General features: G+C 46.3%; 24 protein-coding genes. 22 read left to right on the top strand and 2 right to left on the bottom strand.

Annotation, left to right across the window (positions count from 1 at the left end):
* Positions 1-26 precede the first annotated feature (26 nt).
* The 6 genes from E5329_RS00510 to E5329_RS00485 all read left to right on the top strand — a co-directional run bounded on the left by E5329_RS00510 (position 27) and on the right by E5329_RS00485 (position 8310).
* Positions 27-614 carry a hypothetical protein gene (locus E5329_RS00510; RefSeq protein ID WP_135987626.1) on the top strand — a complete coding sequence of 196 codons (588 nt, stop codon included), beginning with the start codon at positions 27-29 and terminating at the stop codon, positions 612-614.
* Between the two features lie 41 nt (positions 615-655).
* Positions 656-1693 carry an immunity protein Imm33 domain-containing protein gene (locus E5329_RS00505; RefSeq protein ID WP_135987625.1) on the top strand — a complete coding sequence of 346 codons (1038 nt, stop codon included), beginning with the start codon at positions 656-658 and terminating at the stop codon, positions 1691-1693.
* Positions 1694-1713: 20 nt separating this feature from the next.
* Positions 1714-5304, top strand: a complete 3591-nt coding sequence (locus tag E5329_RS00500) for a DNA polymerase III subunit alpha (protein WP_135987624.1) — start codon at positions 1714-1716, stop codon at positions 5302-5304.
* 47 nt (positions 5305-5351) lie between these two features.
* Positions 5352-6326 carry a 6-phosphofructokinase gene (gene pfkA, locus E5329_RS00495; RefSeq protein ID WP_135987623.1) on the top strand — a complete coding sequence of 325 codons (975 nt, stop codon included), beginning with the start codon at positions 5352-5354 and terminating at the stop codon, positions 6324-6326.
* A 14-nt stretch (positions 6327-6340) separates the two neighbouring features.
* On the top strand, positions 6341-7156 hold the full coding sequence (locus tag E5329_RS00490; protein ID WP_135987622.1) for a TrmH family RNA methyltransferase: 816 nt from the start codon (positions 6341-6343) through the stop codon (positions 7154-7156).
* A 149-nt stretch (positions 7157-7305) separates the two neighbouring features.
* On the top strand, positions 7306-8310 hold the full coding sequence (locus E5329_RS00485) for an HsdM family class I SAM-dependent methyltransferase (protein WP_135987621.1): 1005 nt from the start codon (positions 7306-7308) through the stop codon (positions 8308-8310).
* A 179-nt stretch (positions 8311-8489) separates the two neighbouring features.
* Here the strand turns inward: E5329_RS00485 and E5329_RS00480 are convergent, their stop codons facing one another.
* A complete protein-coding gene (locus E5329_RS00480) occupies positions 8490-8750 on the bottom strand; it encodes a hypothetical protein (RefSeq protein WP_135987620.1) in 261 nt (86 codons plus the stop codon).
* A gap of 475 nt (positions 8751-9225) precedes the next feature.
* Here E5329_RS00480 and E5329_RS00475 point away from each other — a divergent pair, with 475 nt between their 5' ends.
* The 13 genes from E5329_RS00475 to E5329_RS00415 all read left to right on the top strand — a co-directional run bounded on the left by E5329_RS00475 (position 9226) and on the right by E5329_RS00415 (position 22043).
* Positions 9226-9432 carry a hypothetical protein gene (locus tag E5329_RS00475; RefSeq protein WP_135987619.1) on the top strand — a complete coding sequence of 69 codons (207 nt, stop codon included), beginning with the start codon at positions 9226-9228 and terminating at the stop codon, positions 9430-9432.
* Positions 9433-9458: 26 nt separating this feature from the next.
* On the top strand, positions 9459-10025 hold the full coding sequence (locus E5329_RS00470) for a glycerol-3-phosphate responsive antiterminator (RefSeq protein WP_135987618.1): 567 nt from the start codon (positions 9459-9461) through the stop codon (positions 10023-10025).
* A gap of 63 nt (positions 10026-10088) precedes the next feature.
* Positions 10089-10643 carry a hypothetical protein gene (locus E5329_RS00465; RefSeq protein WP_135987617.1) on the top strand — a complete coding sequence of 185 codons (555 nt, stop codon included), beginning with the start codon at positions 10089-10091 and terminating at the stop codon, positions 10641-10643.
* A 144-nt stretch (positions 10644-10787) separates the two neighbouring features.
* Positions 10788-12284 (top strand): glycerol kinase GlpK, encoded by a 1497-nt coding sequence (gene glpK / locus E5329_RS00460; protein WP_135987616.1) that lies wholly within the window; start codon positions 10788-10790, stop codon positions 12282-12284.
* 39 nt (positions 12285-12323) lie between these two features.
* Positions 12324-13028, top strand: coding sequence for an MIP/aquaporin family protein (locus E5329_RS00455; RefSeq protein WP_135987615.1), 705 nt, complete (start codon positions 12324-12326; stop codon positions 13026-13028).
* A gap of 127 nt (positions 13029-13155) precedes the next feature.
* Positions 13156-14592 carry an NAD(P)/FAD-dependent oxidoreductase gene (locus tag E5329_RS00450; protein WP_135987614.1) on the top strand — a complete coding sequence of 479 codons (1437 nt, stop codon included), beginning with the start codon at positions 13156-13158 and terminating at the stop codon, positions 14590-14592.
* Between the two features lie 27 nt (positions 14593-14619).
* The gene (locus E5329_RS00445; RefSeq protein WP_135987613.1) at positions 14620-15891 is read left to right on the top strand and encodes an NAD(P)/FAD-dependent oxidoreductase; all 1272 of its coding nucleotides are present in this window, start codon (positions 14620-14622) and stop codon (positions 15889-15891) included.
* A gap of 4 nt (positions 15892-15895) precedes the next feature.
* On the top strand, positions 15896-16255 hold the full coding sequence (locus E5329_RS00440) for a DUF1667 domain-containing protein (RefSeq protein WP_135987612.1): 360 nt from the start codon (positions 15896-15898) through the stop codon (positions 16253-16255).
* A gap of 70 nt (positions 16256-16325) precedes the next feature.
* The gene (locus E5329_RS00435; protein WP_135987611.1) at positions 16326-16574 is read left to right on the top strand and encodes a YlmC/YmxH family sporulation protein; all 249 of its coding nucleotides are present in this window, start codon (positions 16326-16328) and stop codon (positions 16572-16574) included.
* 276 nt (positions 16575-16850) lie between these two features.
* Positions 16851-17795: a flavodoxin family protein gene (locus E5329_RS00430; RefSeq protein ID WP_135987610.1), complete on the top strand. Its 945-nt coding sequence runs from the start codon at positions 16851-16853 to the stop codon at positions 17793-17795.
* Positions 17796-17821: 26 nt separating this feature from the next.
* Complete coding sequence (locus tag E5329_RS00425; protein WP_135987609.1) at positions 17822-19309, top strand: FAD-dependent oxidoreductase; 1488 nt, start codon at positions 17822-17824, stop codon at positions 19307-19309.
* A 56-nt stretch (positions 19310-19365) separates the two neighbouring features.
* Positions 19366-21456, top strand: coding sequence for an FAD-dependent oxidoreductase (locus E5329_RS00420; protein WP_135987608.1), 2091 nt, complete (start codon positions 19366-19368; stop codon positions 21454-21456).
* 11 nt (positions 21457-21467) lie between these two features.
* The gene (locus tag E5329_RS00415; protein ID WP_135987607.1) at positions 21468-22043 is read left to right on the top strand and encodes an NADH-ubiquinone oxidoreductase-F iron-sulfur binding region domain-containing protein; all 576 of its coding nucleotides are present in this window, start codon (positions 21468-21470) and stop codon (positions 22041-22043) included.
* Between the two features lie 18 nt (positions 22044-22061).
* Here E5329_RS00415 and E5329_RS00410 read toward each other — a convergent pair whose 3' ends face one another.
* On the bottom strand, positions 22062-23609 hold the full coding sequence (locus E5329_RS00410) for a PucR family transcriptional regulator (RefSeq protein ID WP_135987606.1): 1548 nt from the start codon (positions 23607-23609) through the stop codon (positions 22062-22064).
* A gap of 194 nt (positions 23610-23803) precedes the next feature.
* Here E5329_RS00410 and E5329_RS00405 point away from each other — a divergent pair, with 194 nt between their 5' ends.
* Genes E5329_RS00405 through E5329_RS00395 form a run of 3 tightly spaced genes read left to right on the top strand, consistent with a single transcriptional unit; the run spans position 23804 to position 25813 of the window.
* Complete coding sequence (locus E5329_RS00405; RefSeq protein ID WP_135987605.1) at positions 23804-25114, top strand: thiolase family protein; 1311 nt, start codon at positions 23804-23806, stop codon at positions 25112-25114.
* Between the two features lie 11 nt (positions 25115-25125).
* Positions 25126-25539 (top strand): Zn-ribbon domain-containing OB-fold protein, encoded by a 414-nt coding sequence (locus E5329_RS00400; protein WP_135987604.1) that lies wholly within the window; start codon positions 25126-25128, stop codon positions 25537-25539.
* Positions 25540-25573: 34 nt separating this feature from the next.
* A complete protein-coding gene (locus tag E5329_RS00395; RefSeq protein ID WP_135987603.1) occupies positions 25574-25813 on the top strand; it encodes an acyl carrier protein in 240 nt (79 codons plus the stop codon).
* The last annotated feature ends 2 nt before the right edge of the window (positions 25814-25815 follow it).

The raw sequence follows: 25815 nt of genomic DNA, 5'->3' as shown, positions 1-25815 counted from the left end.
AAAAACAACCATGGAGGATATCTATAATGAAACGAATGAAAAAAAGACTGGCAGGGTTGATTCTTGCAGCAGCGATGGCGCTGAATCTGAGCGCATGTTCTTCAGGCGGAACGGCGCCTGTGCTGACTGTGGCAGGGAAAGAAGTAACCCTGGGAGAAACTGGCGGAAGCGTGTTTCCCCTGACGGAGTTTGAGATGGCGATACCCGGCGAAGGGACTCCTATTGATAAGATGCCGGGCAACAGCTGGCTGTCCACATTCATGACTTTGAAAAAAGACGGCAGTTCCTATGCGTATCTGTATGTGTACAATCCGGGACGGGAGGAGGTCATGGTTCCCTCAGCCACCATCTATAAGCTTACGTTCCGTATGCATTCTGAGGAAGAAGATGCAAGTTACTGGGCAGAGGATAACGTGCTGGTCAACGGAGTGAATTATTTTGAAATGGATGCAGAGGCAGTCAAAGGGGCCATGGCAGAATATAAGCTGCTCTCAGAGGAAAGCGATCATCTGTCCTACAGAGACGGGAAATATCTCTACCGTTTTGATTTTGGCGAGAGCGGAATCGTAGAAGAGGTTGAGGTGGAGATGGAGATTGATAAAAGCTATAGCTGATCCGACAGGACAAATCATGAATAACAGGAAGGGAATCAGATATGAAACAATATATTAATGGAGCAGGTTCGACAATTGTCAGCAAATCAATCCTGGAGGGCGCTTCCAGGCTGAAGTGGTTTTTCCGGCAGGAGAACGCTCAGGGGAACGGATGGATTGCCTTTGGCGATACAGATACTCAGGAATATGTGGACAATCCGGACAATATGGCAGTTGTGGATTTTAATGTACTGGCAAATATCGAACCAGCGGTGGTTCATGTGTTTTATCTTCCGGCAGGCACCGATCTGGAGTTTCGTTCAGATGAGACCGGAAAATATTTTGTCAATACTCAGACAGGGGAAGAACTTCGGGAACCGGTTAAGAATCCTATGCAGGAAGCATTTGATAAGAATCTGAAATTTCTGAATCAGGAATCCTATCCGGAAGAGCTGATTCGGGGATTGTTTCAAAAGAGTGACAAGTTAAGGACGGTTGTTATCGGCAAAGCGGATTTCCCCAGCGGGGAGGTGGTGCTGGCCGATCCCCTTGCCTACCTGGGAAGCGAGTACACAATTGTACTGGAGAAGCGGATTCCCACAGGCAGCTATCCGGTGGAGGTTGCAGTCTGCCCTTCGAGGATTGCGGGGATGAGAGTCACAGCGGCCAGGCTGATTGTCAGCAGTAAAGAAGCCGTTCGCCATGAGATTGCAATGCCTAAGGGAAGCAAAATCCAGGATCTTGGAAAATCCGGCGTGTGGGGATTTTTTGGCGTAGATACGGGACTGGCATGCTTTTCGGATTTAAAGGTGGCCGGAAAATACAAGGATTTTATTCAGAACTGGCAGGAAAAGAATCCAGGCAAGAATAAATATACTGATTATTTTGCAGCATTTTTCCGGGAAAGCTACAAAAAATTTCCAGAAGTCCAGCGGGAGGGCGGGGACTTTCTTCTCTGGCAGGTTCCGGATACGAAGTATAAGCTTCCCATGTTTGCAAGCGGCTTTGGAGATGGAATTTACAGTGGTTACTGGGGACTGGATGCAAAGGGGAAACCGGCAGAGCTTGTCATTCCTTTCATTAATCCCGAATACATATAACATACAGAGGATAGATCATTATGTCATTTGCACATCTTCACGTTCATACGGAATACAGTCTTCTGGACGGTTCCAATAAGATAAAAGAATTTACAGCCAGGGTGAAAGAACTGGGCATGAATGCAGCGGCCATTACCGATCACGGCGTTATGTATGGGGTGATTGATTTTTACCGGGCAGCTCATGAAGCCGGAATCAAGCCGATTCTGGGCTGTGAGGTCTACGTTGCTCCCGGTTCCCGGTTTGACAGAGAGAAGGTGGAGGGAGAAGATCGTTACTTCCATTTGGTGCTGCTGGCGGAAAATAACCAGGGTTATGCGAATTTGATGAAAATTGTCTCAAGAGGTTTTACAGAAGGGTATTATTACAGGCCAAGGGTAGACCGGGAAGTGCTGGAAACTTATCATGAAGGGATCATTGTTTTAAGCGCATGCCTGGCAGGAGAGGTTCAGAAGCTTCTTTCCAGAGGAGCCTATGAGGAAGCGAAAGAGGCGGCGCTTTGGCATGATAAAACCTTTGGACATGGGAATTATTTTCTGGAACTGCAGGATCACGGCCTGCCGGAACAGAGGAATGTGAACCAGCAGCTGATGCGCCTGAGCCAGGATACCGGCATCCCTTTAGTGGCTACCAATGATATCCATTATACCTACGAAACAGATGTGGATTCCCACGATATCCTTCTGTGTCTGCAGACCGGCAAAAAGCTTTCGGATGAGAACCGGATGCGCTATGAGGGGGGCCAGTATTTTGTGAAATCGGAAGAGCAGATGAGAGAGCTGTTTCCCTATGCCCTGGAAGCGTTGGAGAATACCCAGAAAATAGCGGATCGCTGCCAGGTGGAAATCGAATTCGGCGTTACCAAGCTGCCGAAATTCGATGTGCCGCAAGGGTATACCTCCTGGGAATATCTTAAAAAGCTCTGCCATGAGGGACTGGAGCGCAGATATCCGGCAAATCCTGGTCAGGCGTCCGGGCGGGAAGAGGAAATGGCTTCGGCAGAAAATGGACTAGAAGCGTCTTCCCAAGAGAGACAGGCGTTCATTCCGGGAAAAGGAAAAGTTCCCCTGGCGGATTTGGAAGCCCAGCTTCAGTATGAGCTTGATATTATTCAGCAGATGGGATATGTGGATTATTTTTTGATTGTATGGGATTTTATCCGCTTTGCCAGGGAAAACGGGATTGCGGTAGGGCCGGGCCGAGGCAGCGCTGCCGGTTCTCTGGTGTCCTATACGCTGGAAATCACCAATATCGACCCCATTCGCTACAACTTGATTTTTGAACGTTTCCTGAATCCGGAACGTGTCACCATGCCGGATATTGATATTGATTTCTGTGTGGAGCGCAGGCAGGAAGTGATTGATTATGTCAGTGAAAAATACGGCAGGGATCGGGTGGTGCAGATTGTCACATTTGGTACGATGGCGGCAAGAGGCGTGATCCGGGATGTGGGCAGGGTCATGGATATGTCCTATGCCTTTGTGGACAGTATTGCCAAGCAGATTCCCACAGAATTGGGAATTACCATAGACAAGGCCATGGAAATGAACCGGGAACTGCGGGAGCTTTATGAAAATGATGAAAGCGTCACCAGATTAATCGATATGTCAAGGCGTCTGGAGGGGCTTCCCAGGCACACCTCCATGCATGCGGCGGGAGTTGTCATCAGTTCCAAAGCCGTAGATGAATTTGTCCCCCTTTCCAGAGGAAGCGACGGCGCCATAACCACCCAGTTTACCATGACTACCTTAGAAGAACTGGGGCTTTTGAAAATGGATTTTCTGGGGCTTCGAAATCTGACGGTTCTTCAAAATGCCGTTGGCCTGATTCAGGAAGGGCGGGGAATTAAGATCGATATTGACCGGATTGATTTTGACGATAAGGCTGTGTTGGATTCCATCGGAACCGGGAAGACCGAAGGAGTGTTCCAGTTAGAAAGCGGCGGCATGAAGAACTTTATGAAAGAGTTAAAGCCTCAGAGCTTAGAGGATATTATTGCAGGAATCTCCCTGTACCGGCCGGGGCCCATGGATTTTATCCCAGCCTATATCCGAGGGAAAAATAATCCGGATTCCGTCACCTATGACTGTCCCCAGCTAGAGCCTATCCTTGCGCCTACTTACGGCTGCATCGTTTATCAGGAACAGGTCATGCAGATTGTGAGGGAGTTGGCAGGCTATACTTTGGGGCGCAGCGATTTGGTGCGCCGTGCCATGTCCAAGAAAAAAGGCTCCGTAATGGAGAAAGAGCGGAAGAATTTTGTGTACGGCAACCCGGAAGAAGGAGTGTTGGGCTGCATCAGCAACGGAATTGACGAACAGGTTGCCAATAAAATTTACGACGATATGATCGATTTTGCAAAATACGCCTTTAACAAATCCCATGCGGCGGCCTATGCAGTGGTGGCTTATCAGACCGCTTATCTGAAATATTATTACCCCCTGGAATATATGGCGGCTTTGATGACTTCCGTAATGGGGCATATCGGAAAGATTTCTGAGTATATCTTTACCTGCCGGCAGATGGGAATTCAGGTGCTTCCTCCCAGCGCCAACGAGGGAGAAAGTGATTTTTCTGTGTCGGAGGGGGGTATCCGCTACGGGCTATCCGCCATTAAAAGCGTAAATCATTCTTTTATTAAAAATCTGTGTGAAGAGAGGAAGGAGAGGGGAAAATTTACCAGTTTAAATGATTTTCTTACCCGGATGGCGGATAAGGAGATCAACAAACGTGTGGTAGAGAATCTTATTAAAGCCGGAGCCCTGGATGATTTAGGCCCTACCCGGAAGCAGAGCATGATGGTGTATGTGGGAATTATGGATGAAATTGTCCAGAATAAGAAGAATACCATGGCAGGGCAGATGACGCTGTTTGATCTGGCAGATGAGGAGACGAAGGCAGATTTCGAGGTGCAGCTTCCGGATGTGGGGGAATATTCCAGAGAAGTATATCTGGGATTTGAAAAAGAAGTGCTGGGCATCTACATCAGCGGCCATCCCTTAGAAGAGTACGTGGAGAAAATGAAGAAAAACATTACCAGGGTAACTACGGATTTTCTTTTGGAGGAGGAAACGGAACAGACAAAGGTCAGGGATGGGGAAATCGCCGTAGTGGGCGGTATGATTGTGGATAAAACCGTCAAATACACCAGAAATAACCAGACCATGGCCTTTATTACCTTAGAAGATTTGGTGGGAAACTTAGAGATCATTATTTTTCCCAAAACCTATGAGAAATGCAGCGGTATTCTGAATGTGGATGAAAAAGTATTTGTGAAGGGCCGTGTTGTCACAGAGGAGGAGAAAAACGGAAAGCTGATTTGTGAGAAAATCTATTCTTTTGACGATACGCCCAAGGAGCTTTGGCTGCAGTTTGCCACGAAAGAAGAATATGAGCAGAAAGAAAAGCAGGTCATGGAGCTTTTGCGGGAGGGATTCGGAAAGGACAGGGTTGTAATTTATATTTCCAGCGAAAAGCTGATGAAGCGTCTGCCTGCAAGCTGCAGTGTGGATGCTGCAGATGAGAAAATAAACACATTGACGAATATTTTTGGAGAAAAAAATGTAAAAGTTGTAGAAAAGAGCATTGAAAATCTTTCCAAAAGAGATTAGAATGTAATAGATTAGATAATTAGGACAGGAAAACAGGAGGGACGGTTATGGCAAAAGAAGTTCAGACAATCGGTGTGCTTACCAGCGGAGGCGATGCGCCGGGGATGAATGCTGCAATTCGTGCAGTGGTGCGTCAAGGGCTTGCTCGGGGCAAGAAAGTGAAGGGAATTAAGAGAGGATATGCCGGACTGCTTCAGGGAGAGATCATTGACATGGAAGCAAAGGGCGTTTCAGATACGATTCAGAGAGGCGGTACGATTCTTCAGACTGCAAGATGCAGTGAATTCCGTACGCCGGAGGGACAGGCGTTGGGAGCGGAAGTCTGCAGAAAGCACGGCATTGACGGCATCATTGTAATCGGCGGCGACGGTTCCTTTAAGGGAGCCCAGAAGCTTGCGGCTCTGGGCGTGAACACAGTGGCAATTCCGGGAACCATTGACCTGGATATTGCGTGTACAGAATATACCATTGGCTTTGACACTGCAGTCAATACAGCCATGGACGCCATTGATAAGGTGCGCGATACTTCTACCTCCCATGAGAGATGTTCCATTATTGAAGTAATGGGCCGGGGCGCAGGTTATATTGCGCTGTGGTGCGGAATTGCCAACGGTGCGGAAGACATCCTGCTGCCGGAGAAATACGATTATGACGAGCAGAAGCTGGTAAATAATATTATTGCAAACAGGAAACGGGGAAAGAAGCATCATATTATTATCAATGCGGAGGGAATCGGACACTCTGCAAGTATGGCAAAGCGTATCGAAGCGGCTACCGGCCTTGAGACCAGGGCAACTATTTTAGGTCACATGCAAAGGGGCGGAAGCCCTACCTGTAAGGATCGGGTGTATGCTTCCACCATGGGAGCCTATGCGGTGGATTTGCTGTGCGAAGGCAAGTCAAACCGTGTGGTGGGATACCGTCACGGAGATTTTGTGGATTTTGATATTGACGAAGCTCTGGCAATGCAGAAGCAGCTTCCAGAATACCAGTTCCAGGTTTGCAGAAATTTAAGTGTTTAGTTAAGGTAGGTTTTATGATTACAAGTTCCGCGAATCAGCAGATAAAGCGAATCTTACAATTGAATAAAAAGGCAAAAACCCGCTATGAGCAGCGGGTTTTTGTGGTTGAGGGAATGAAAATGTGCATGGAGGCCCCCAGGGAACGTGTGGAGGCCATGTATGTTTCCGAATCTTTTCTGAAAGAAGAAGACAGGCGAAAGAAGGTTCAAAGCTATTCCTATGAGGTTCTTACAGACAGTTTGTTTCGGACGGTCAGCGATACCCAGACGCCCCAGGGGATTCTCTGCCTGGTCAAAATGCCGGAATACTGCCTGGAGGATTTGCTGGGAAATACTCCTGGCTGCCGGAATCAGAAACAGGAGGAAGGCAGGAGGAATCCGCATCTGTTAATCCTGGAAAGCATTCAGGACCCGGGAAATCTTGGGACAATGATACGGACCGCAGAGGGGGCGGGCGCCACGGGGATTTTAATGGACAAAACCTCTGCGGATATCTTTCATCCCAAGACAATCCGCGCCACTATGGGCGCCCTGTACCGGATGCCCTTTTACATTGCTTCCGATTTGCCGGCCGCTGTCCTTACTTTAAAGGAGCAGGGAATTTCCATGTATGCGGCCCATTTAGCAGGCGCGCTTTCTTACCATCAGCCGGATTACAGGCAGCCGGTGGGATTTCTGATTGGAAATGAAGGAAATGGATTGAGCCCTGAAATTACCGGGCTGGCAGATACCCTGATCCGGATTCCTATGGAAGGGAAAGTGGAGTCATTGAATGCGGCGGTGGCGGCAGCTTTGCTGATGTATGAGGCCAGACGGCAGAGGGGTTTATAGGCATATTTTTAAAAATAGGAAAAAGTGGCAGATATGATAGTTTTTCAGGTTTTGCAGGCAAAGAGATATGTAGACGGTAGCTTTTTTCCTGTGCATCCGGAGGTTTTTGTCTGGCGAAAAAGTCTGCCAACGAGAAGATAAACAGGCTTTTGTCCCAGGCGTCTAAGCGGAAAACAGAAAAGGCAGATGAATTTGCAGTCAATGGAGCGCTTTGGTATGCAAAATATCTAAAGACAGAGTATGATGTGATTGCAATAGGCATTTCAGGAAATCATTTGGAAGAGCTTATCATTGACAGCTTTGTCTGGAACAAAGGGGCTGCGTTTTTTAATAATTTGAATCTTCATGAAATATTGTCGGTGAAGGAATACCGGAATGTGCTTTTAGAACATTCCGGCCAGCAGTTCGCAACAGACAACGCTGCTAAAATGAATGAAAAAGCCAGAAAATTGGGAATTGTGCTTACGCCTTGCCATGTTACGGAATTATTCTGTGACCTGGCTGAAATCAGCGCGTCTTCTAAAGTGGTTGATATCTGTGTCGGGACAGAAGAATTTTTGACGGCGGCGTGGAAAATGGTCAAATACTCTGATTTGTATACACTGGAAGAGAAAGAGCGGTTTCGGAACAATAACTTGTTTGGAGTGGAGAAAGAAAAGAGCATTTATACCATTATTGCGCTGAACATGTTTATTAATAAAGACGGCAGATCACACATTTATAAGGGAGATTGTTTTTCTTTGGTAGAAAAGGTGAGAGAATTTGAATGCAACACAGGCTTTATCAATCCTCCTTATTCAGATGCTGTATATTCAGAAATTGAGTTTGTGGAATTGATGCTGGATGTTTTGCTGCCGGAGTCCACAGGGATTGCCATTGTACCAATTAATGCTATATCCTCCAGAACCAAGAAGCACAGTGGAATTAATTCAGTCAAAAAACGTATTTTACAAAAACATAAACTGGTGGCTTCCATCCAGATGCCAGTAAATTTGTTTTATCCAAAAGGAACAGAGACGATTATTCTGGTATTTCGAGCAGACGAGGCTCATATGGGAAGTGCCTGGTTTGTCAAGTTTGATGATGGATATGAATTAATAAAACATCAGAAAACCAGAATGCCTGGTGAATCTACAGAAAGAAAATTTCACTGACGAAGAAAAGGCTGGTTCATATTAATATTATGCTGCCCGTGAAGGAAGATGGATCCATAGACGGTTCCTATATTAATTGCCGGATGCAGTCAGTTCGGAATATTGTTATGATAAGGGAAATACCGAATCAGCGGTATGAATAAGATCCGGACGCAGCAATTTGTTTTGGATTTTCAGCCTTATTCTTCTATTACGTGAATCTCCAGATAATCGAAATCTATGGTTTCCACAAAGTTATCCTGGGAGAACCTGGCTTTCCCACGGTGTTTGAATTCTGCGATAGTGGCGTCCAACCAGATTGGCTTACTCAGGTCGAATTCGTAGCAGACCTGATCCAGCGCATCGAAAATCTTGTGTGTTCGTGTGTCGTCACTGTCGTTCGTAATTACAGTGTCTTTCAGAAGATGATTATTTTTCCATAGTTTAAACCAGATACGCATAGCAGATCCTTTCGTAGCTTTATCCTGTTTTACAGTTCTGTAACATACAGTAGAGTATATCGCAGTAAGAAGAGATTTTCAACAGGTTTTTCACAAAGGAGGACAATTGCCGGAAACAGCGCCGCTTTTCATGAAGCTGCGCACCCTGCTGCACTGTGGCCGAGCCAATAAAGCACTGCAGGCAGTTCTTTAAGCAAATGGAAAAGACCAGAAGCTTTGCCGAAGCAAAACCCTGGTCTAAAAGAGAGTGGGCAAAAATTAAGTTACATTTATGATGGAATCAACCATCACACTTGACTGTGTTTGTATTATATCTTCTAATTTGGGCTAATGCAAGGGCAAAAAATGAGAAGTGTCAAAAAATCAATTCGGTTTTTGACATTTATGCCAAGATGTATGAGAAAAGTAAAGTAAAGACATTAAAAAATCCTATTACTGAAGGATGGTCAAAACAACCAAATTGCCAGAGTGAAATATGAACGTTTTGGATATAATTTTATTTTTTTTGAAAGATTGCTTGAATTTTCCTGTTGAAAGTGCTAGTATAAGAACACAAGACAGAAGTCAACAAGGTGCCTGGAGAATGGAGAGTAAGGTTAGCGCAGCAGAAATGTTGTTTATTAGCTTTACTCTTTTTTCTTTTTTTGCGAAGGAGGTGGAAGAGTTCAAAGCAAAAGCGTGAACTAAGCAGAACTGGTGTGGAGGCTTATGGAACAGAAGTTTTATGATGCAATGTCGGATTGTCCGGTAATCGCAGCGGTTAAGAATTTTGAGGGAATTGAACGGTGTTTGGAATCTGATGTAAAGATTGTATTTATACTGTTTGGGAATCTGTGCAATATCAGTGAGATTGTGGGAAGGGTGAAAGAAGCTGGTAAGATAGCCCTGGTGCATATTGACTTAATTGAAGGCTTGAGCACCCATGAGATTGCAGTAGATTATATCAGAAAAAATACTAAGGCAGATGGAATTATTTCTACAAGGATGAATATGATTAATCGGGCGAAAGAGTTGTCCTTCTATACAGTTTTTCGGATATTTGTCCTGGATTCCAGAGCTTATCAGAGTATAGAGAAACAGAAAAGGCAGATCAGAGCGGACTTTATCGAGATACTGCCGGGGGTAATGCCGAAAATTATACAAAAGATTAACAAGCTTAGTTCGCAGGCTGTCATCGCCGGCGGCTTAATCACTGACAGGGAAGATGTCATTGATGCATTAAATGCAGGGGCGATTTCGGTCTCGACGACCAACCAGGATATATGGTTTATGTAAGGAGGAAGCGCCTCGGGCGTACCTGAATGCCCAAAGGACAGGGCCAAAAGGAGGAAAAGAGAGATGGGTAATACAAAGAGAAAGATTGCGGACGGATTGCAGGAGATGCTTCATGAAAAGCCTTTGCGGAAAATCACCGTTCAGGATATTATGGACTGCAAGAATATGAAGCGGCAGAGTTTCTACTACCATTTCCAGGATATTTACGGAGTGATTGAATGGATTTATCAGGAAGACTTTGTCAAACAGGCTGCATACGATGAGAATGAAACATTTGAGGACTGGATCAGCAAGGTGGTAAGAATTATCAAGGAAAATCATTTCTTCTATCGGAAAGTACTGGAGAATATCAGAAGGGAGCGGCTGATGGAGGAATTGATTCCTGTGGTGGATGAACAGCTCAGAAGCAGGTTCTGGTCGGAGAAGCAGGGAAATTATCTGGCGGAAAGCTTTATTGTGAAATCTGTCTGTCATTTCATGCTTGACTGTGTGGCTATGAAGAAGGGGCCGGAAGAAGAAGAGGTGCTGGCGGCAGTGGAAAACATCAGGGCGATGCTGCAGCATCCGTTTGGAAGCATTTTGGTACTTCCTACAACAAAATCCACGATGACTGCTTAGGGTTTCGGCAGAAAGACAGCAGAAAAGGGATACATAGGATGAAAAATGAATAAATTGTACAAATAAGTATATGTGTCTAATGACAAAATTCATGAAAAAAGATATAATATCATTATCAAGTTTAAACGGAGGAGGATTTTACAAATGGCAAAATATGTTATGGCGTTGGACGCCGGCACAACAAGCAACAGATGTATTCTTTTTAACGAAAAGGGTGAAATGTGCAGCGTAGCTCAGAAAGAGTTTACACAGTATTTTCCGAAACCGGGCTGGGTAGAACATGATGCTAACGAGATCTGGTCTACACAGTTGGGAGTTGCAGTAGAAGCTATGCAGAAGATCGGGGCTTCTGCAGATGACATTGCTGCAATCGGTATTACTAATCAGCGTGAGACCACAATCGTGTGGGATAAGAATACAGGAGAGCCAGTTTATCATGCAATTGTGTGGCAGTGCCGCAGAACTTCTGAATATTGCGACAGCCTGAAGGAGAAGGGTCTGGAAGATACATTCCGTGATAAGACTGGTCTGGTAATCGACGCATACTTCTCAGGAACAAAGTTAAAATGGATTCTTGACAATGTAGAAGGCGTTAGAGAAAGAGCAGAAAGAGGAGAGCTTCTGTTCGGAACCGTTGAGACATGGTTAATCTGGAAGCTTACCAAGGGCGAAGCTCATGTAACGGATTATTCCAATGCTGCACGTACCATGCTGTTTAATATCAATGATTTGAAATGGGATGAGGATATTCTGAAAGAGCTGAATATTCCGGCAAGCATGCTTCCGGAAGCAAAACCGTCAAGCTGTGTATACGGAACAGCAGATCCTTCCTTCTTTGGCGGCTCGATTCCGGTCAGCGGCGCAGCAGGCGATCAGCAGGCAGCATTGTTCGGGCAGACATGTTTTACAGCAGGAGAAGCAAAGAATACATATGGAACGGGATGCTTCTTACTGATGAACACCGGCGAGAAACCGATTTTCTCCAAAAACGGACTGGTAACAACGATTGCATGGGGACTTGACGGAAAAGTTAATTATGCATTAGAAGGATCTATTTTTGTAGCCGGCGCCGCTATTCAGTGGCTGCGGGATGAGATGAGAATCATTGACAGCGCTCCGGATTCCGAGTACATGGCTAAGAAAGTGAAGGATACCAATGGATGTTATGTAGTGCCTGCATTTACAGGACTTGGCGCTCCCCACTGGGATCAGTATGCAAGAGGAACTATTGTGGGAATTACCCGTGGCGTAAATAAATATCATATCATCCGTGCAACATTAGAGTCCCTGGCTTATCAGGTGAATGACGTTCTGGAGGCTATGAGAGCGGATTCCGGTATCGAATTAAGCGCTTTGAAGGTTGACGGTGGCGCAAGCGCCAATGATTTCCTGATGCAGACGCAGGCAGATATTATCAATGCTCCGGTTAACCGTCCCTGCTGTGTTGAGACAACCGCTATGGGCGCTGCTTATCTGGCAGGTCTTGCAGTTGGATATTGGGCAAGCAAAGAGGACGTTATCAAGAACTGGGCAATTGACCAGACCTTTAAGCCTCAGATTACTGAAGAAGAGAGAAAAGAGAAGGTAGAAGGCTGGAATAAGGCTGTAAAATACTCTTATGGCTGGGCAAAAGAAGACTAGTAGACAAAAGTAGATTGAAGGCAGAAAGGGGAACGCGAAATGTTACCATATATAGCAGAATTTGTAGGAACAATGATGTTGATTATCTTAGGTGATGGCGTAGTTGCTAACGTAACCTTGAATAAATCAGGAATGAAGGGGGCAGGATCTATCCAGATTACCATTGCTTGGGGTCTTGCAGTTATGTTGCCGGCATTTGTTTTTGGCGCTGCATCCGGAGCTCATTTTAATCCAGCATTAACCATTGCATTAGCAGCAGACGGAAGCTTAGCTTGGAGCTTAGTGCCTGGTTATATTATCGCACAGTTTGCAGGCGCATTCCTTGGAGCAGTGATTGTATGGATTTTGTTCAAAGATCAGTTTGACGCAACGGATGATCAAGGAACTAAATTGGGCGTATTTTCCTGCGGACCATCCATTCCGAATATGCCGCTTAATATTTTTGCTGAAGTTGTTGCAACTTTTGTACTGGTATTTGCAATCAAAGGTATTCCGGCAGAAGCTCCTGCTGGCGTAAGCAACTTGTTAGTATTCGGAATCATCGTTTCCATCGGTATGTCCTTAGGTGGATTAACCGGATATGCATTGAACCCGGCCCGTGACCTTGGTCCTCGTCTGGCGCATGCAGTTCTTCCAATCAGCGGAAAAGGAAGCTCTAACTGGGGATATGGAGTTGTTACATTAGTTGGACCAATCATCGGCGCTCTTATTGCAGTTGGTTTGTTTGCAGTGATTCCATGGTAAAAGCAGTTCGATGTTGAGAGATATGACATTGCGGAGATAACAGAGAGGCAATGATTACATTCCCCAAGCGGGGAGTGTAATTGTTGCCTTTTGTATAACAGAAAATAGAAAAGGAAAGGTGAACAATATGTATGATGTAGTAATTATTGGTGCAGGCGTATCAGGAAGCGCTTCCGCAAGGGAGCTTTCCAGATATAAGCTGAATGTCTGCGTAGTGGAGAAAGAAGAAGACGTATGCTGCGGAACATCCAAGGCAAACAGCGCAATCGTCCATGCCGGGTTTGACGCAGCGGCCGGATCTTTGATGGCAAAATTGAATGTGGAAGGTAATCAGATGATGGAGGAGTTGTCCAAAGAACTTGATTTCCACTATAAGAACAACGGTTCCCTGGTGGTATGCCTGCATGAAGAAGAAAAGCCCAATCTTCAGGAACTCTATGACAGAGGCGTAAAGAACGGCGTAAAAGATCTTCGTATCATTGACAGGGACGAGCTGGTAAAATTAGAGCCCAACATCTCTGACGAAGCAGTTGCAGCGTTGTATGCACCCACCGGAGGCATTGTATGTCCTTTTGGAATGAACATCGCTTTTGCTGAAAATGCGGCGACCAACGGCGTAGAGTTTAAGTTTGACACAGAAGTGACAGGTTTAGAGAAAAAGGGCGACAACTGGGTGGTAAAGACAAATCAGGGTGAAATTGAGACCAGATATGTTGTAAACGCAGCAGGCGTTTATGCAGACAAATTCCACAATATGGTAAGTGATAAGAAGCTTCACATCACGCCAAGACGCGGAGATTACTGCCTGTTAGACCGTTCCACCGAAGGGTTTGTAACACATACAATTTTCCAGCTTCCCAGCAAGTTCGGAAAAGGCGTTCTGGTATCTCCTACCGTTCATGGAAATACTTTGGTAGGGCCTACCGCAATTGATATTGAAAATAAAGAAGGAACCAATACCACACAGGAAGGTATTGATGAATTGATCAATAAAGCAGGAACCACGGTAAAAGGCCTTCCCATCCGACAGGTGATCACCTCCTTTGCAGGTCTGCGCGCCCATGAAGACGGCCATGAATTCTATATCGGCGAGTTAGAAGACGCAAAAGGCTTCATTGACTGTGCAGGCATTGAATCCCCAGGATTAACCAGTGCCCCGGCAATTGGAAAAATGGTGGCAGAAATTGTCAAAGATCTGACAAATGCGGAAGAGAACCCCAGCTTCAACGGGTCCAGAAAGGGTATCTTAGATCCCAAAACATTAAGCAACGAAGAGCGCGCAGCTTTGATCAAAGAAAATCCCGCTTACGGAAACATTATCTGCAGATGCGAGATGATTACCGAAGGCGAAATTATTGACGCAATCAAACGGCCTCTGGGCGCGAAATCCTTAGATGGCGTAAAACGCCGCACCAGAGCTGGAATGGGACGCTGCCAGTCAGGGTTCTGTTCTCCGAGAACCATCGAAATTCTTGCAAGGGAGCGCGGAGTAGATCCGGCAGAAATCACCAAAGCAGGCGGAAACTCCAAGATCATTGTGGGAATTAATAAAGATAGAATATAGTTGGCTGCAAAGCAGGAGGGAAAGAACATGTTAAATTATGATATCGTAATAGTAGGCGGCGGCCCTGCAGGACTTGCAGCAGCCGTATCAGCAAAAAGAAACGGAGTAGAATCTATTTTGGTTTTGGAAAGGGATAAAGAACTGGGCGGTATCCTGAATCAGTGCATTCATAATGGATTTGGACTTCACACATTTAAGGAAGAGCTGACTGGGCCGGAATACGCCGGAAGATTTATCGAACAGTTAGAAGAAGAAAAGATTGAATACAAGCTGAACACCATGGTTATGGACATTGCCAACAATAAAGTGGTAACGGCAATGAACCGGGAAGAAGGAATGTTTGAGATTCAGGCGAAAGCAATCGTTCTTGCCATGGGGTGCAGGGAGCGTTCCAGAGGCGCATTGAATATTCCCGGATACCGCCCGGCCGGTATTTATTCTGCAGGCACGGCACAGCGTCTGGTGAACATGGAAGGCTATATGCCGGGGCGTGAAGTTGTAATCCTGGGTTCCGGCGATATCGGATTGATTATGGCAAGAAGAATGACATTAGAAGGCGCAAAAGTAAAAGTGGTGGCAGAGTTAATGCCCTATTCCGGCGGATTAAAGAGAAATATTGTACAGTGTCTGGATGACTACGGAATTCCTCTGAAATTAAGCCATACCGTTGTTGATATTGAAGGAAAAGAAAGAGTGGAGGCGATCACCATTGCAGAAGTAGGCCCGGACAGAAGGCCGATACCTGGCACGGAAGAACGTTATACCTGCGATACGCTGTTGTTATCCTGCGGCCTGATTCCTGAAAATGAATTATCCAGAAGCCTGGGCGTTGAGATGAGCCCTGTGACCTCAGGCCCGTTGGTGAATGAATGCCTGGAAACTAACGTGGAAGGAGTATTTGCATGCGGCAACGTGCTTCACGTACATGATTTGGTGGATTTCGTTTCTGAGGAAGCGTCCGCTGCCGGAAAACATGCTGCAGAATATGTATTAAACGGCGCAAAGCATAAAGAATCCAGTGCAAAGGATGTTCCAATTGTTGCAGTGGAGGGAGCCCGTTACACTGTGCCTAAGACCATTAATCCGGACAGAATGGATGAAAAGCATACCGTTCGTTTCCGTGTAGGCGATGTATACAAGAACTGCTATGTATCCGTATATCTGAATGATGAACGCATTATTCACAAAAAACGTCCGGTGGTAGCTCCGGGAGAAATGGAAGAAGTGGTATTAAAGAAAGAAGAACTGGCTGCATTTTCAAATCTGTCCCAGATCACTGTAAAAATTGAGGAGGCATAAATCTATGGAAACAAGAGAATTAATTTGTATCGGATGCCCCATGGGATGTCCGCTGAAGGTAGAAATGAACAATGGCGAGGTAGTAAGCGTAAGCGGAAATACCTGCAAGCGCGGTGACGTATATGCCAGAAAAGAAGTAACCAATCCCACCAGAATTGTGACAAGTTCTGTTATCGTAGAGGGCGGAAGCCTTGCAGCGGTATCTGTAAAAACCAAAGAAGATATTCCGAAGGGAAAAATCTTCGACATTATGAAGGACTTAAAGGGAGTAAAGGTTCAGGCGCCGGTACATATCGGGGATGTGATTATTTCTGACGTGGCAGGCACCGGGGTAGATATTATCGCTACCAAAAACGTATTGTAAGCCTATCCTAAATTTCATATATAATTGCACATATATCCCCCTGCGGCATAGAATAAAGCAGGGGGATATTATGCGTTTATGTGATTTAAAAGAAAAAGAAGTCATCAATGTCTGTAACTGTAAGTGCCTGGGATTTGTGGTGGATTTGGACATTGATCCCTGCAACGGATGCATTCTGGCGTTGATTATTCCAGGTTGCGGAAGGTTCTGGGGGCTGTTTGGAAGGGAAAGCGAGCTTGTGATTCCCTGGAACCAGGTGGTAAAAATCGGACCGGACATTATTTTGGTGGAAGTACCCGAGCCGAAGCCGCCGAAATAATCTTTGGAAAAGAAAAGGGATTGCCGGAAAATGAAATTCTAACAACCATATGTTGTGGGAAGCCAGTCATATTCCGGCAGCCCCTTTTCTTTTTTTAGTTTTTCATTAGGCCTTCCGTTGTTGCAGGCCTTCTGGATAGTTTGTGCGCCGACACAAAATGAAAAAAAGATTTCCATTAAATTTGGGGATGGCACACGATGTTAAAAAATAGACAATCCAATATAATTATAAATAGATAGATTAGCCAAAGAAAGATAAGCAAAAAGGAGAATTAATATGTCAGTAAAAGTAATGGGAATCGCAGCAGGCAGAAAGAACAGCAACAGTGAGATACTGCTGAAAGAAGCGCTGATGTACTGTGAAGAAGCAGGCGCTGAAGTTACTATGATTAATTTGAAGGACTACAACATCCTGGACTGTACCGGGTGCACCTCCTGTACCATGGGAATGTCTCAGGGAAAAAGTACGGGATGTGTCCTGGATGAGAAAGACGATAAGAAAAAAATCATGGACGTTATGCTGGCACAGGATGCTGTCATTTTTTCTGTTCCCACTTACGATTTGATGCCGGCAAGCGCGTATCTCACCTTTGCCCATCGGAGTTTAAGCTATGAGACGGCGTTTTTGGAGACAATCGGCGCCATTGAGCATAAGGACAGAGTGGCCGGGCTGATTGCAGTGGGCGGTTCTACCCGTTCCTGGCAGTCTATGGCGTTGGAGGGCCTGCAGGCGACCATGTTTACCACAGACATGAAAGTGGTTGATATGATTCTGGCTGCCAGAGTGCCAGGTCTGGCCCAATGCCTGTTGGATGCTGGGCTGATTGCCCGGGCAAGGCAGCTGGGGGAGCATATTATGGCAGCAGTCAATACTCCGGTTAAAGATCGGAAGTGGCTGGGAGATGAAGATATGGGCTGGTGCCCTAATTGCCACTCTAATGCGCTGGCGTTAGGAGAAAAACAATGGGACGGGCTTTACTATCCGATTGAATGCCAGGTATGCGGCGCAGGGGGAACACTGGAACAGACAGAGGAAGGAAAATGGAAGTTTGTCATCCAGAAGGACGGCCTGCTAAAAGACAGGACTACCGTAGAAGGGCGCGCAAAGCATTTAGAGGAGATTGCACATACCCAGGGCGGATTCTACGCCAATCCTGAAAATCGTAAGATTGTACAGGAAAAGCTGGAGAAATATAAAGAGAAACAGTTCCAGGCAATTTAATGACCGGGAAAACAGGAGGTATCGCGATGAAACAGATGAAAGCAGATGTAATTGTAGTAGCAGCAGGGTTATCCGGCCTTGCAGCAAGTATTGCGGCAGCAGAAAACGGAGCGCAGGTATTGACTTTTGAAAAAGCAAGCACCACAGGCGGAGCGGCCAATATGGGAATGGGACCTTTGGGAATAGGTTCCAGGATACAGAGGGAGCACATGATTTCCCTGACGCCGGGAGAGGCGTTCCGGAAACATATGTATTTCACGCATTACCGTGTGGATGCACGTATGGTGAGAGATTATTATTTTAAATCAGGGGATACCATTGACTGGCTGATGGATATGGGCGTGGAATTTGTTGGAGTGCAGCGGGCTTTCAGCGCCCCGGAGGATACCAGGGCATATTCCGACGGAGAATTTACCTGGCATGTATGCAAGCCGGAAGGCGGCGGAGTTCCCGGTCCCCGTGCAGCAACTTCCATGACAAAAAAAATGACAGAGCATGCAACGGAACTGGGTGTGGAATTTCTGTTTGAGACTCCTGTTTCCAAAATTCTTATGGAAGAAGGGAAAGCAGTAGGCGTTTTGGCAAAGACAAAAGAGGGAGAAGAGATCGAGGCAAGGGCTAATTCCGTAATTATCGCAACGGGAGGATTTGGAGATAACCCGAAGATGATTCAGGAAGAGACAGGCTATGAGTTTGGAAAAACTATTTTTAACTTTGCTATTCCGGGGATGAAGGGGGATGGACTGAAAATGGCATGGGAAGCCGGAGCTGGAAAAGAGCCCTGCAGCATGGAACTGATGTATCAGCTTCCGGATAACATGAATCATTTTATCCTGGACGGAGCATTCCGTCAGCCTTGCCTGTGGGTGAACCGGAATGGAGAACGGTTTATGCCGGAGGACCAGATTGGGAATACAACATTTACCGGAAACGCCATTACAGCTCAGCCGGGAAGCATAGCATTTTCCATTTTTGACAGTAAGCTTTTGAAAAAATACAAGAAAAAAGGTCCCGATATTGTCTCCCATGTACATCCCCATGATCTGTATGATCATTTTGACGAACAGTGGGAACGGGATTTGGCGGAAGGCTATGAACCGATTGTACAGGCAGATACCATTGAAGAACTGGCAGAAAAAGCCGGAATCGATGTGGAAGGACTGACGGCCCAGATTGAAGAATACAATGAGATGTGTGAAGCTGGCTTTGATGAGATATTCGAAAAAGACAGGCGATATATGCAGCCAATTGCCAAAGCGCCTTTCTATTGCTGCAGGCAGAACGTAGGAGCCTATGGTTCCTTAGGCGGCGTGAAAATTAATCATAAGACCCAGGTCCTTACCCAGGACGCCAAAGTAATTCCGGGTCTGTATTGTGTGGGAACAGACGCATGCAATATTTTCGGGGACAGCTATCCCTTTATCCTGTCCGGAAATACAATGGGCTTTTGTTTGAACAGCGGGCGCATTGCAGGAGAACATGCAGCTGCAGAACTGGATGATTTTGAATATTAAAGAATTGCATCCAACAGAAAGAGTATGATTTTGAATATTAAGGAATGATAGCTAATATGAAAATTACCATTGATGGAAAAGTAATTGAAGCAAAGGAAGGACAGAATATACTGGATGCTGCCTTGCAGGGGGACGTTTTTATTCCCCACCTGTGCAGCCATCCGGATTTGGAGGCAAAAGGCGGATGCCGGTTGTGCTCTGTGGAAATTGCAGGGGAACCAGGCGCCGTGCCTGCCTGTAAAACAGAAGTCAGAGATGGAATGGAGATTACGGTAAATGGCCCGGAGTCGTCAAAGGTGCGGAAGATGGCCATGGAACTGATTCTTGCAACCCATCCGGCAGATTGCACCGGATGCCCCAAATATGGAAAATGTGAATTGCAGTCCATGTACCAGTATTTGGGCGTCAGTGCAGAGGGGTGGAGAAAGAAATCCAGAAGTGTGGCAAATGATGACAGCAATCCGCTGGTTTCTCATTTATTTACCAGATGTGTGCGCTGCGGAAGATGTATCCGTGCCTGCCAGGAGCTAAGAGGGGTAAAGGTGCTGGATTATATCCGGACTCCGGCAGGCGTTCGGGCGGGGATTCCAGACGGAAAGTCTCTGAAGGAGGCAGGGTGCCGGTTTTGCGGCGCATGTATTGAGGTCTGTCCCACCGGTTCTATTATGGATCAGGTGAAAATTATGAAAGAAGAGCGTTCTTACGCAGAAAATATCGTACCCTGCAGGAGCGCATGTCCGGCCCATATTGATATTCCCAGGTATGTCCGCTATGTCAAAGACGGGGAGTTTGGAAAAGCAGCAGCGGTGGTGCGGGAGAAAGTTCCGTTCCCGGAGACGCTTGGAAGCGTCTGTACCCATGCCTGTGAAGGAGAATGTAAGCGGGGAGAACTGAACGCCCCAATATCAATCTGTAAGCTAAAACGTTCTGCTGCCGCAAATGACAACGGCGCATGGAAGCGGCATGTCCGGAAAGATGCAGCCACAGGAAAGAAAGCAGCCGTTATCGGCGCAGGTCCTGCAGGATTGACAGCCGCATATTATCTGGCAAAAAAGGGCCATGAAGTGACAGTGTTTGAGAAAAATGAAAAGGCAGGAGGCCAGTGCCGTTACGGCATTCCGGCATATCGGCTGCCGGATGAGCTGCTGGATCGGGAAATCAATACGATGCTGGAAGCAGGCTTTGAACTGAAAACAGGAGTGTCTGCAGACAGTCCGAAAGAACTCTTGGCCCAGGGCTATGATGCGGCTCTGGTTTCCATCGGGACGCACCAGGGAACGAAACTTCCCATAGAAGGGAATGATCTGCCTGGAGTATATGTCAATGCAGAGTTCCTGAAGCAGGCCAGGAAAGGGACGCCTCTTCCGGTAGGAGAGAAAGTGATGGTGCTAGGCGGCGGAAATGTGGCCTATGATTGTGCCAGAACAGCGCTTCGGTTGGGTGCAAAAGAAGTTCACATGGCCTGTCTGGAAAGGGAAGATCAGATGACAGCCACCCCGGAGGAAATCGAGGAAGGACGGCAGGAAGGGATTATTCTTCACGCAGCCTATTCTTTCCTTCGGATTCTTGGAACGGACAAGACAGAAGGAGTGGAAATTCAGAAGATTGCCAGGTTCTATTTTGATGAGAACCGAAAAGCAGTGACAGAATTAGTGGAAGGCAGCAATCAGGTGATTGCTGCAGATCAGGTAATTTTTGCCGTGGGGCAGAAGCCGGAGGGCACAGACAAGATGGAGCTTGATCTGACCCATGGCCCCTATATCCAGACAGACGGGCAGTTACATACCAGCATGGAAGGCGTGTTTGCAGCAGGAGACGTTGTGACAGGAACCAAATCGGTAATTGAAGCGATAGCTGCCGGACGGAAAGCGGCACAGCAGATGGATCTGTATCTGGGCGGTGACGGAGATATCAGCGAGCGGCTTTTAGAGGAAGAGGAACCTTCTCCTTATCTGGGACAGGCAGATGGATTTGCAGGATTAGAGCGGGTGGAGCCGGAAGTGGCAGAGGCGTCGGCAAGGGCAAAGGATTTCACCCTTGTGGAAGAGTCCATGACCTGTGAACAGGCACAGTGTGAAGCCAGCCGGTGCCTGCAGTGTGATTTGCGGCTTATGCTTCACAGGCCGAAATTATGGAATGAGTATTAGGAGGCGTCTGTATGAGTATGCTGGATAAGATCAATAATTTAAAGGATACCCAGTGCATTGTGGATACGATATGCAAACTGGTTTCTGAAAATGAATGCGCCGGATGCGGCAAATGCGTATTTGGATATGAGGGCGTCACCCAGCTTCAATTGATGCTTGGAGATATCGCAGAGAAAAAGGGAAAAAGCACAGATCTGGCGCAGATGCAGGAACTTTGCCAAATGATGAAGAGCCAGTCTCTTTGTGAGACAGGGGAGGAGATTGGAGCGGCTGTTCTTGCTGCAATTGATAGTTACCGGGAGGATTTTGAAGATCATATCGGCAGGAGAGGATGCCGGGCCGGAGTCTGCAGGAAGTTTATGACGTATCATATCCTTGCAGAAAAATGCATCGGATGCGGAGAGTGCATAGACGCCTGTGAAGAGGATGCGGTTCTGGGAAAAGCGAAATTTGTGCATGTAATAGATCAAAAAGAATGTATCCAGTGCGGAGCCTGCATGGAAGCCTGTGAGGAGGACGCTGTTGTCCGGGCAGGGACAATTAAGCCCAAATGCCCGAAACGTCCTATTCCCTGCAAAAGAAAATAAGCCTGTTCCCAAGCCAGATTAGATGAGGTGCAGATATTTCATAATTTTTACAGACAGGTTGTAATTCATATATTCCTCCCCTTCCACAAAATCGCAGCCTGTAATCTGTTTGATTTTTCCCATGCGGTACAGCAGCGTGTTTTTGTGGATATGCAGTGCATCCGCAATATTTGCAGGCTGGCCGGGATGCTTTAGAAATTCTATTATAGTATCCATGAAGTCTGTGCCGTGTTCTTTGTCGTAAAGGTACAGCTTCATCAGGCCGGGCTGGATTAAGAATTGGATCTGGGGATCTTCCCTTTCCAGAGTTTCTAACATTTTGTAGAGGTAGTAATCGCTGAAATAGTAAACAGAGGAAGCGGGAGACAGTTTTATTCCCAGAAGCACGGCGGACACGGCCTGTTGATAGAAACAGGCTGTGTCTTCCAGATTTTGATAAAAATTACTGATGCCCGCTTTCAGGTTATTAGCGTTCAGGTAGTTTTCCAGCTGGTTCATTTCATAGTCGCTGAAACGCTGGTTCAGGTTTCGGCTGATTAGGAATACAATCGTATTTTCGTAAATCACGTAAATGCTTCCAGATAAGATAAATTTCATCCGCTCCAGGATTACTTCCATTTTCAAATCCGAGGTGCTGTATCCCACGGTGGGAATGGCAATAATGTAAAAGGTTTCCTTCAGGTTGTATCCCATAGCTTTTAAGCGTTCCTGGATGTGGTTGGTATTTTTCTTTGGATGTTTGATTAAATCAATTAAAAAATAAGAATACATGACGCCTTTGTTCCGCCGGAAAGAGGAGTCTTTCTGCAATTCCATGGATATCAGCTTGCTGAATCGATGGAAAAATTCTCTGTCAAAATCGTAAAACTCATGTTCCGATTCCAGCATCATCACATGTCCGATTCCCACTCCCTGAATTTCTACTGTATCAATCAGCATTCCTTTCTGGATTAACTCATTGTAATGGTAATAGGCGTGGTTTGTCTTCTGTACTTTTTCATCCAGGTTATTTCTGGTAATATGCTGAATTCCTGTTTCGCTGATGTATCCGGTGGCGCTTTCCTCCTGAAAGAAAATATTGTCAGGCACAATTCCGGCAGACATAGCCAGATATTTATATTGCAGATCAATCACATAAATGGGATTGCCAAATATGTTTGTGGCTGTGTCGATTAAATATTGAAGCCCGTTTCCAGAAAATAAAGCATTTACCAGAATATGCATGCCGGAGGTAATCTGCTGGATTTCGGTAAGACAATCTAAAATAAAGTTCAAAAATTCTCCCTGGGAGATTCCCGGCTCAAAGGCCGCAACCTGAAAGGCGCTTGTTTCATACTGCTGGAAATTGGCAGACTGCTCCAGGCAAAACAAGATGATGGAGTTGTCCAGATCGGGAGGCGGAAGCAGGCGGGCAGGCGCCAAATATAAGGTGGATGGAGAATAAGCATGGTTCTGCTCTGTCAGGATACGCGCATGAATCAAATCCGGATCCAGCAGGGAGTTTCCGTAGATATGGTAACCATATCCCTGTTCTTTTAAATGGCTAAGTAACTGTATATATTCCATAGAGGCGTTCCTTTCGCTTTTGTGGCGTGTGAATGGTTTCTTATTGTCATTGCTTTTATTATATCCCAAACAGAATTGTGCGTGTGCACGAAAAATCAGGCTGGCAGAGGAAAAGATTGGATGCAGGCACGATGAATCAAAGCAGAAAATTCTCTATACTGATGATATCAAAAGAGAGGAAAGGAAGAAAAATTATGGGTACTTTGGGAAAGTATGGAAGAAGCGTGTCGATTATCGGCGTTGGCTGCACTACGTTTATGTACACGGTAGATCACCCCGAAACGGACGGGCTGACAGAGGGTGAAATGTTTGGGTATGCGGCATTGAAGGCAATGGAAGACGCCGGCGTGAATCCGAGAGATGTGGATTTTTATTTTCATGGGGAAGCCAGCCCTTTAAACGGCTCCAACTATCTGACGCCGAATGTGCAGGTTGCCAACTGGTTTGGAATGAAGGGGAAGGGCTCTATTCATCATTCTGAGGCGTGCTGCACCGGATATCTTGCCATTGAACAGGCAGTGAATGCCGTAGCTTCCGGAAAATATGACTGTGTGCTTACCGGGGCAGTGGAATTTGGGGACAGCACGCCGTCGCCGGCAGACAATGTGGAATCTCCGAAACATCCCTATAAAAGAGATAAGATGACCATGGATAAGTTCTTAAAAACTACATCATGGCTCTATGACCGTACCTATACCAGAAGCCTGATGGCGGGCCAGGAACTGATTTATGATGATGCGGCAGAGTGGTATGTCAGAACCAGAGGCATTACGTCAGAACAGATGAACCAGACCTTAAACTGGATGTGCATTAACAACAGAAGAAATGCTTCCGTCAATCCCCTGGCAATTGAGAGAAAGACTTATGAAGCCCTTGCCGAAGAAGCGGGCATGACACTGGAAGAATATATGAATTCTCCATACAATCCGCGGATGGGAGATTTTCTCCGCGCCGGCGGCATCGAGCTGAAATGCGACGGGGCAGCCGCAGCGATTGTGTGCGCAACGGAGAGGGTTTCTGAGATTGCAAAGAATTTAAAACACAGGCCCATTGAAGTGCTGGGAATTGGAAGCGCAGCCTGCGAAGCCACAACTCCCCATTTTGAAGTCCGGGCAACGGAAGAGGCAGTGCGGCAGGTCTATGAATTAACCGGATTGTCAGGAGAAGATCTGGACTTATTTTATGCCAACGATTTTATCATTACTTCCCATTTGGTGTCTGCAGAGATTGCAGGTTACCTTCCATACGGAGAAGGCTGGAAGTATATCTGCGATGGACGCACCGCATGGGATGGGGACAAGCCCATCAACACCAACGGCGGCCGGACATCCTTTGGACATGCACATGCAGCTTCTGGCCTTGCAGACGTGTACGAGGCATGCAAACAGATGTGGGGCGAGTGCGGAGAACATCAGGTGAAGCAGACGCCCAGGACTGCGATGCTCCGGGGATACGGCGGGGCCCAGAATGTGGCTGCAATTGTAATTCGTACATTAGAAGGATAGGAGGCGCTTTCATGAGCATTCAGTTAGAAAAAGTAGTCCAGAAGTTTTATGAGGGACTGGAAGAAGGAAAATTTATGGGACGGAAATGCCCCAAATGCGGGAATGTGGAATTTCCCCCGGTATACGCCTGCAATGCATGCGGCAATTATGAAACGGAGTGGTATGAAATCAGCGGAAAAGCAAAGCTGCATTCGATTGTCCTTCCAGCGGCTCTTTCTTCCAAGCCGGAATATAAAAAGTTAGGCAAGTACGCCTACGGCGAAGTGGAACTTGAAGAAGGTACACGGCTGAACGCTGTTGTCCGGGGCGTCAGTAAGAAAAACAGGGCGGAATTGTCCGCAAAACTTCCCCTTAACTGCCATGCGGCTGTGTTTGAACGGGAAGGCGGCTTTAAGACAGTGGTGTTTGACCTTGATGAAGCATAAATAATAGATTGTTTGAAAAAGGAGAATAAGTAAAATGGAACGAAAAGAATTAGAAGCACAGGTAATCAATATGGTGGCGACATCTTATAAGCAGGAGGCAGCAAACCTTTCGATGGAAACATTATTCAAAGAAGACTTAGGCGGCGCGTCCGTGCAGATGGTGGCTCTTGTGGCTGAGATTGAAAATGAGCTGGATGTGGAACTGATGCTGGCGGACGCAAGCGGCTGTGCAACCATTGGTGATTTGGTAAACCTGATTGAAGAGGAAATGTAAAA

The organism is Petralouisia muris, assembly GCF_004793545.1.
GTDB classification, from domain to species: Bacteria; Bacillota; Clostridia; order Lachnospirales; family Lachnospiraceae; genus Petralouisia; species Petralouisia muris.
The sequence above is the reverse complement of the archived record's forward strand: the minus strand, read 5'-3'. Positions and strand labels throughout refer to the sequence as shown.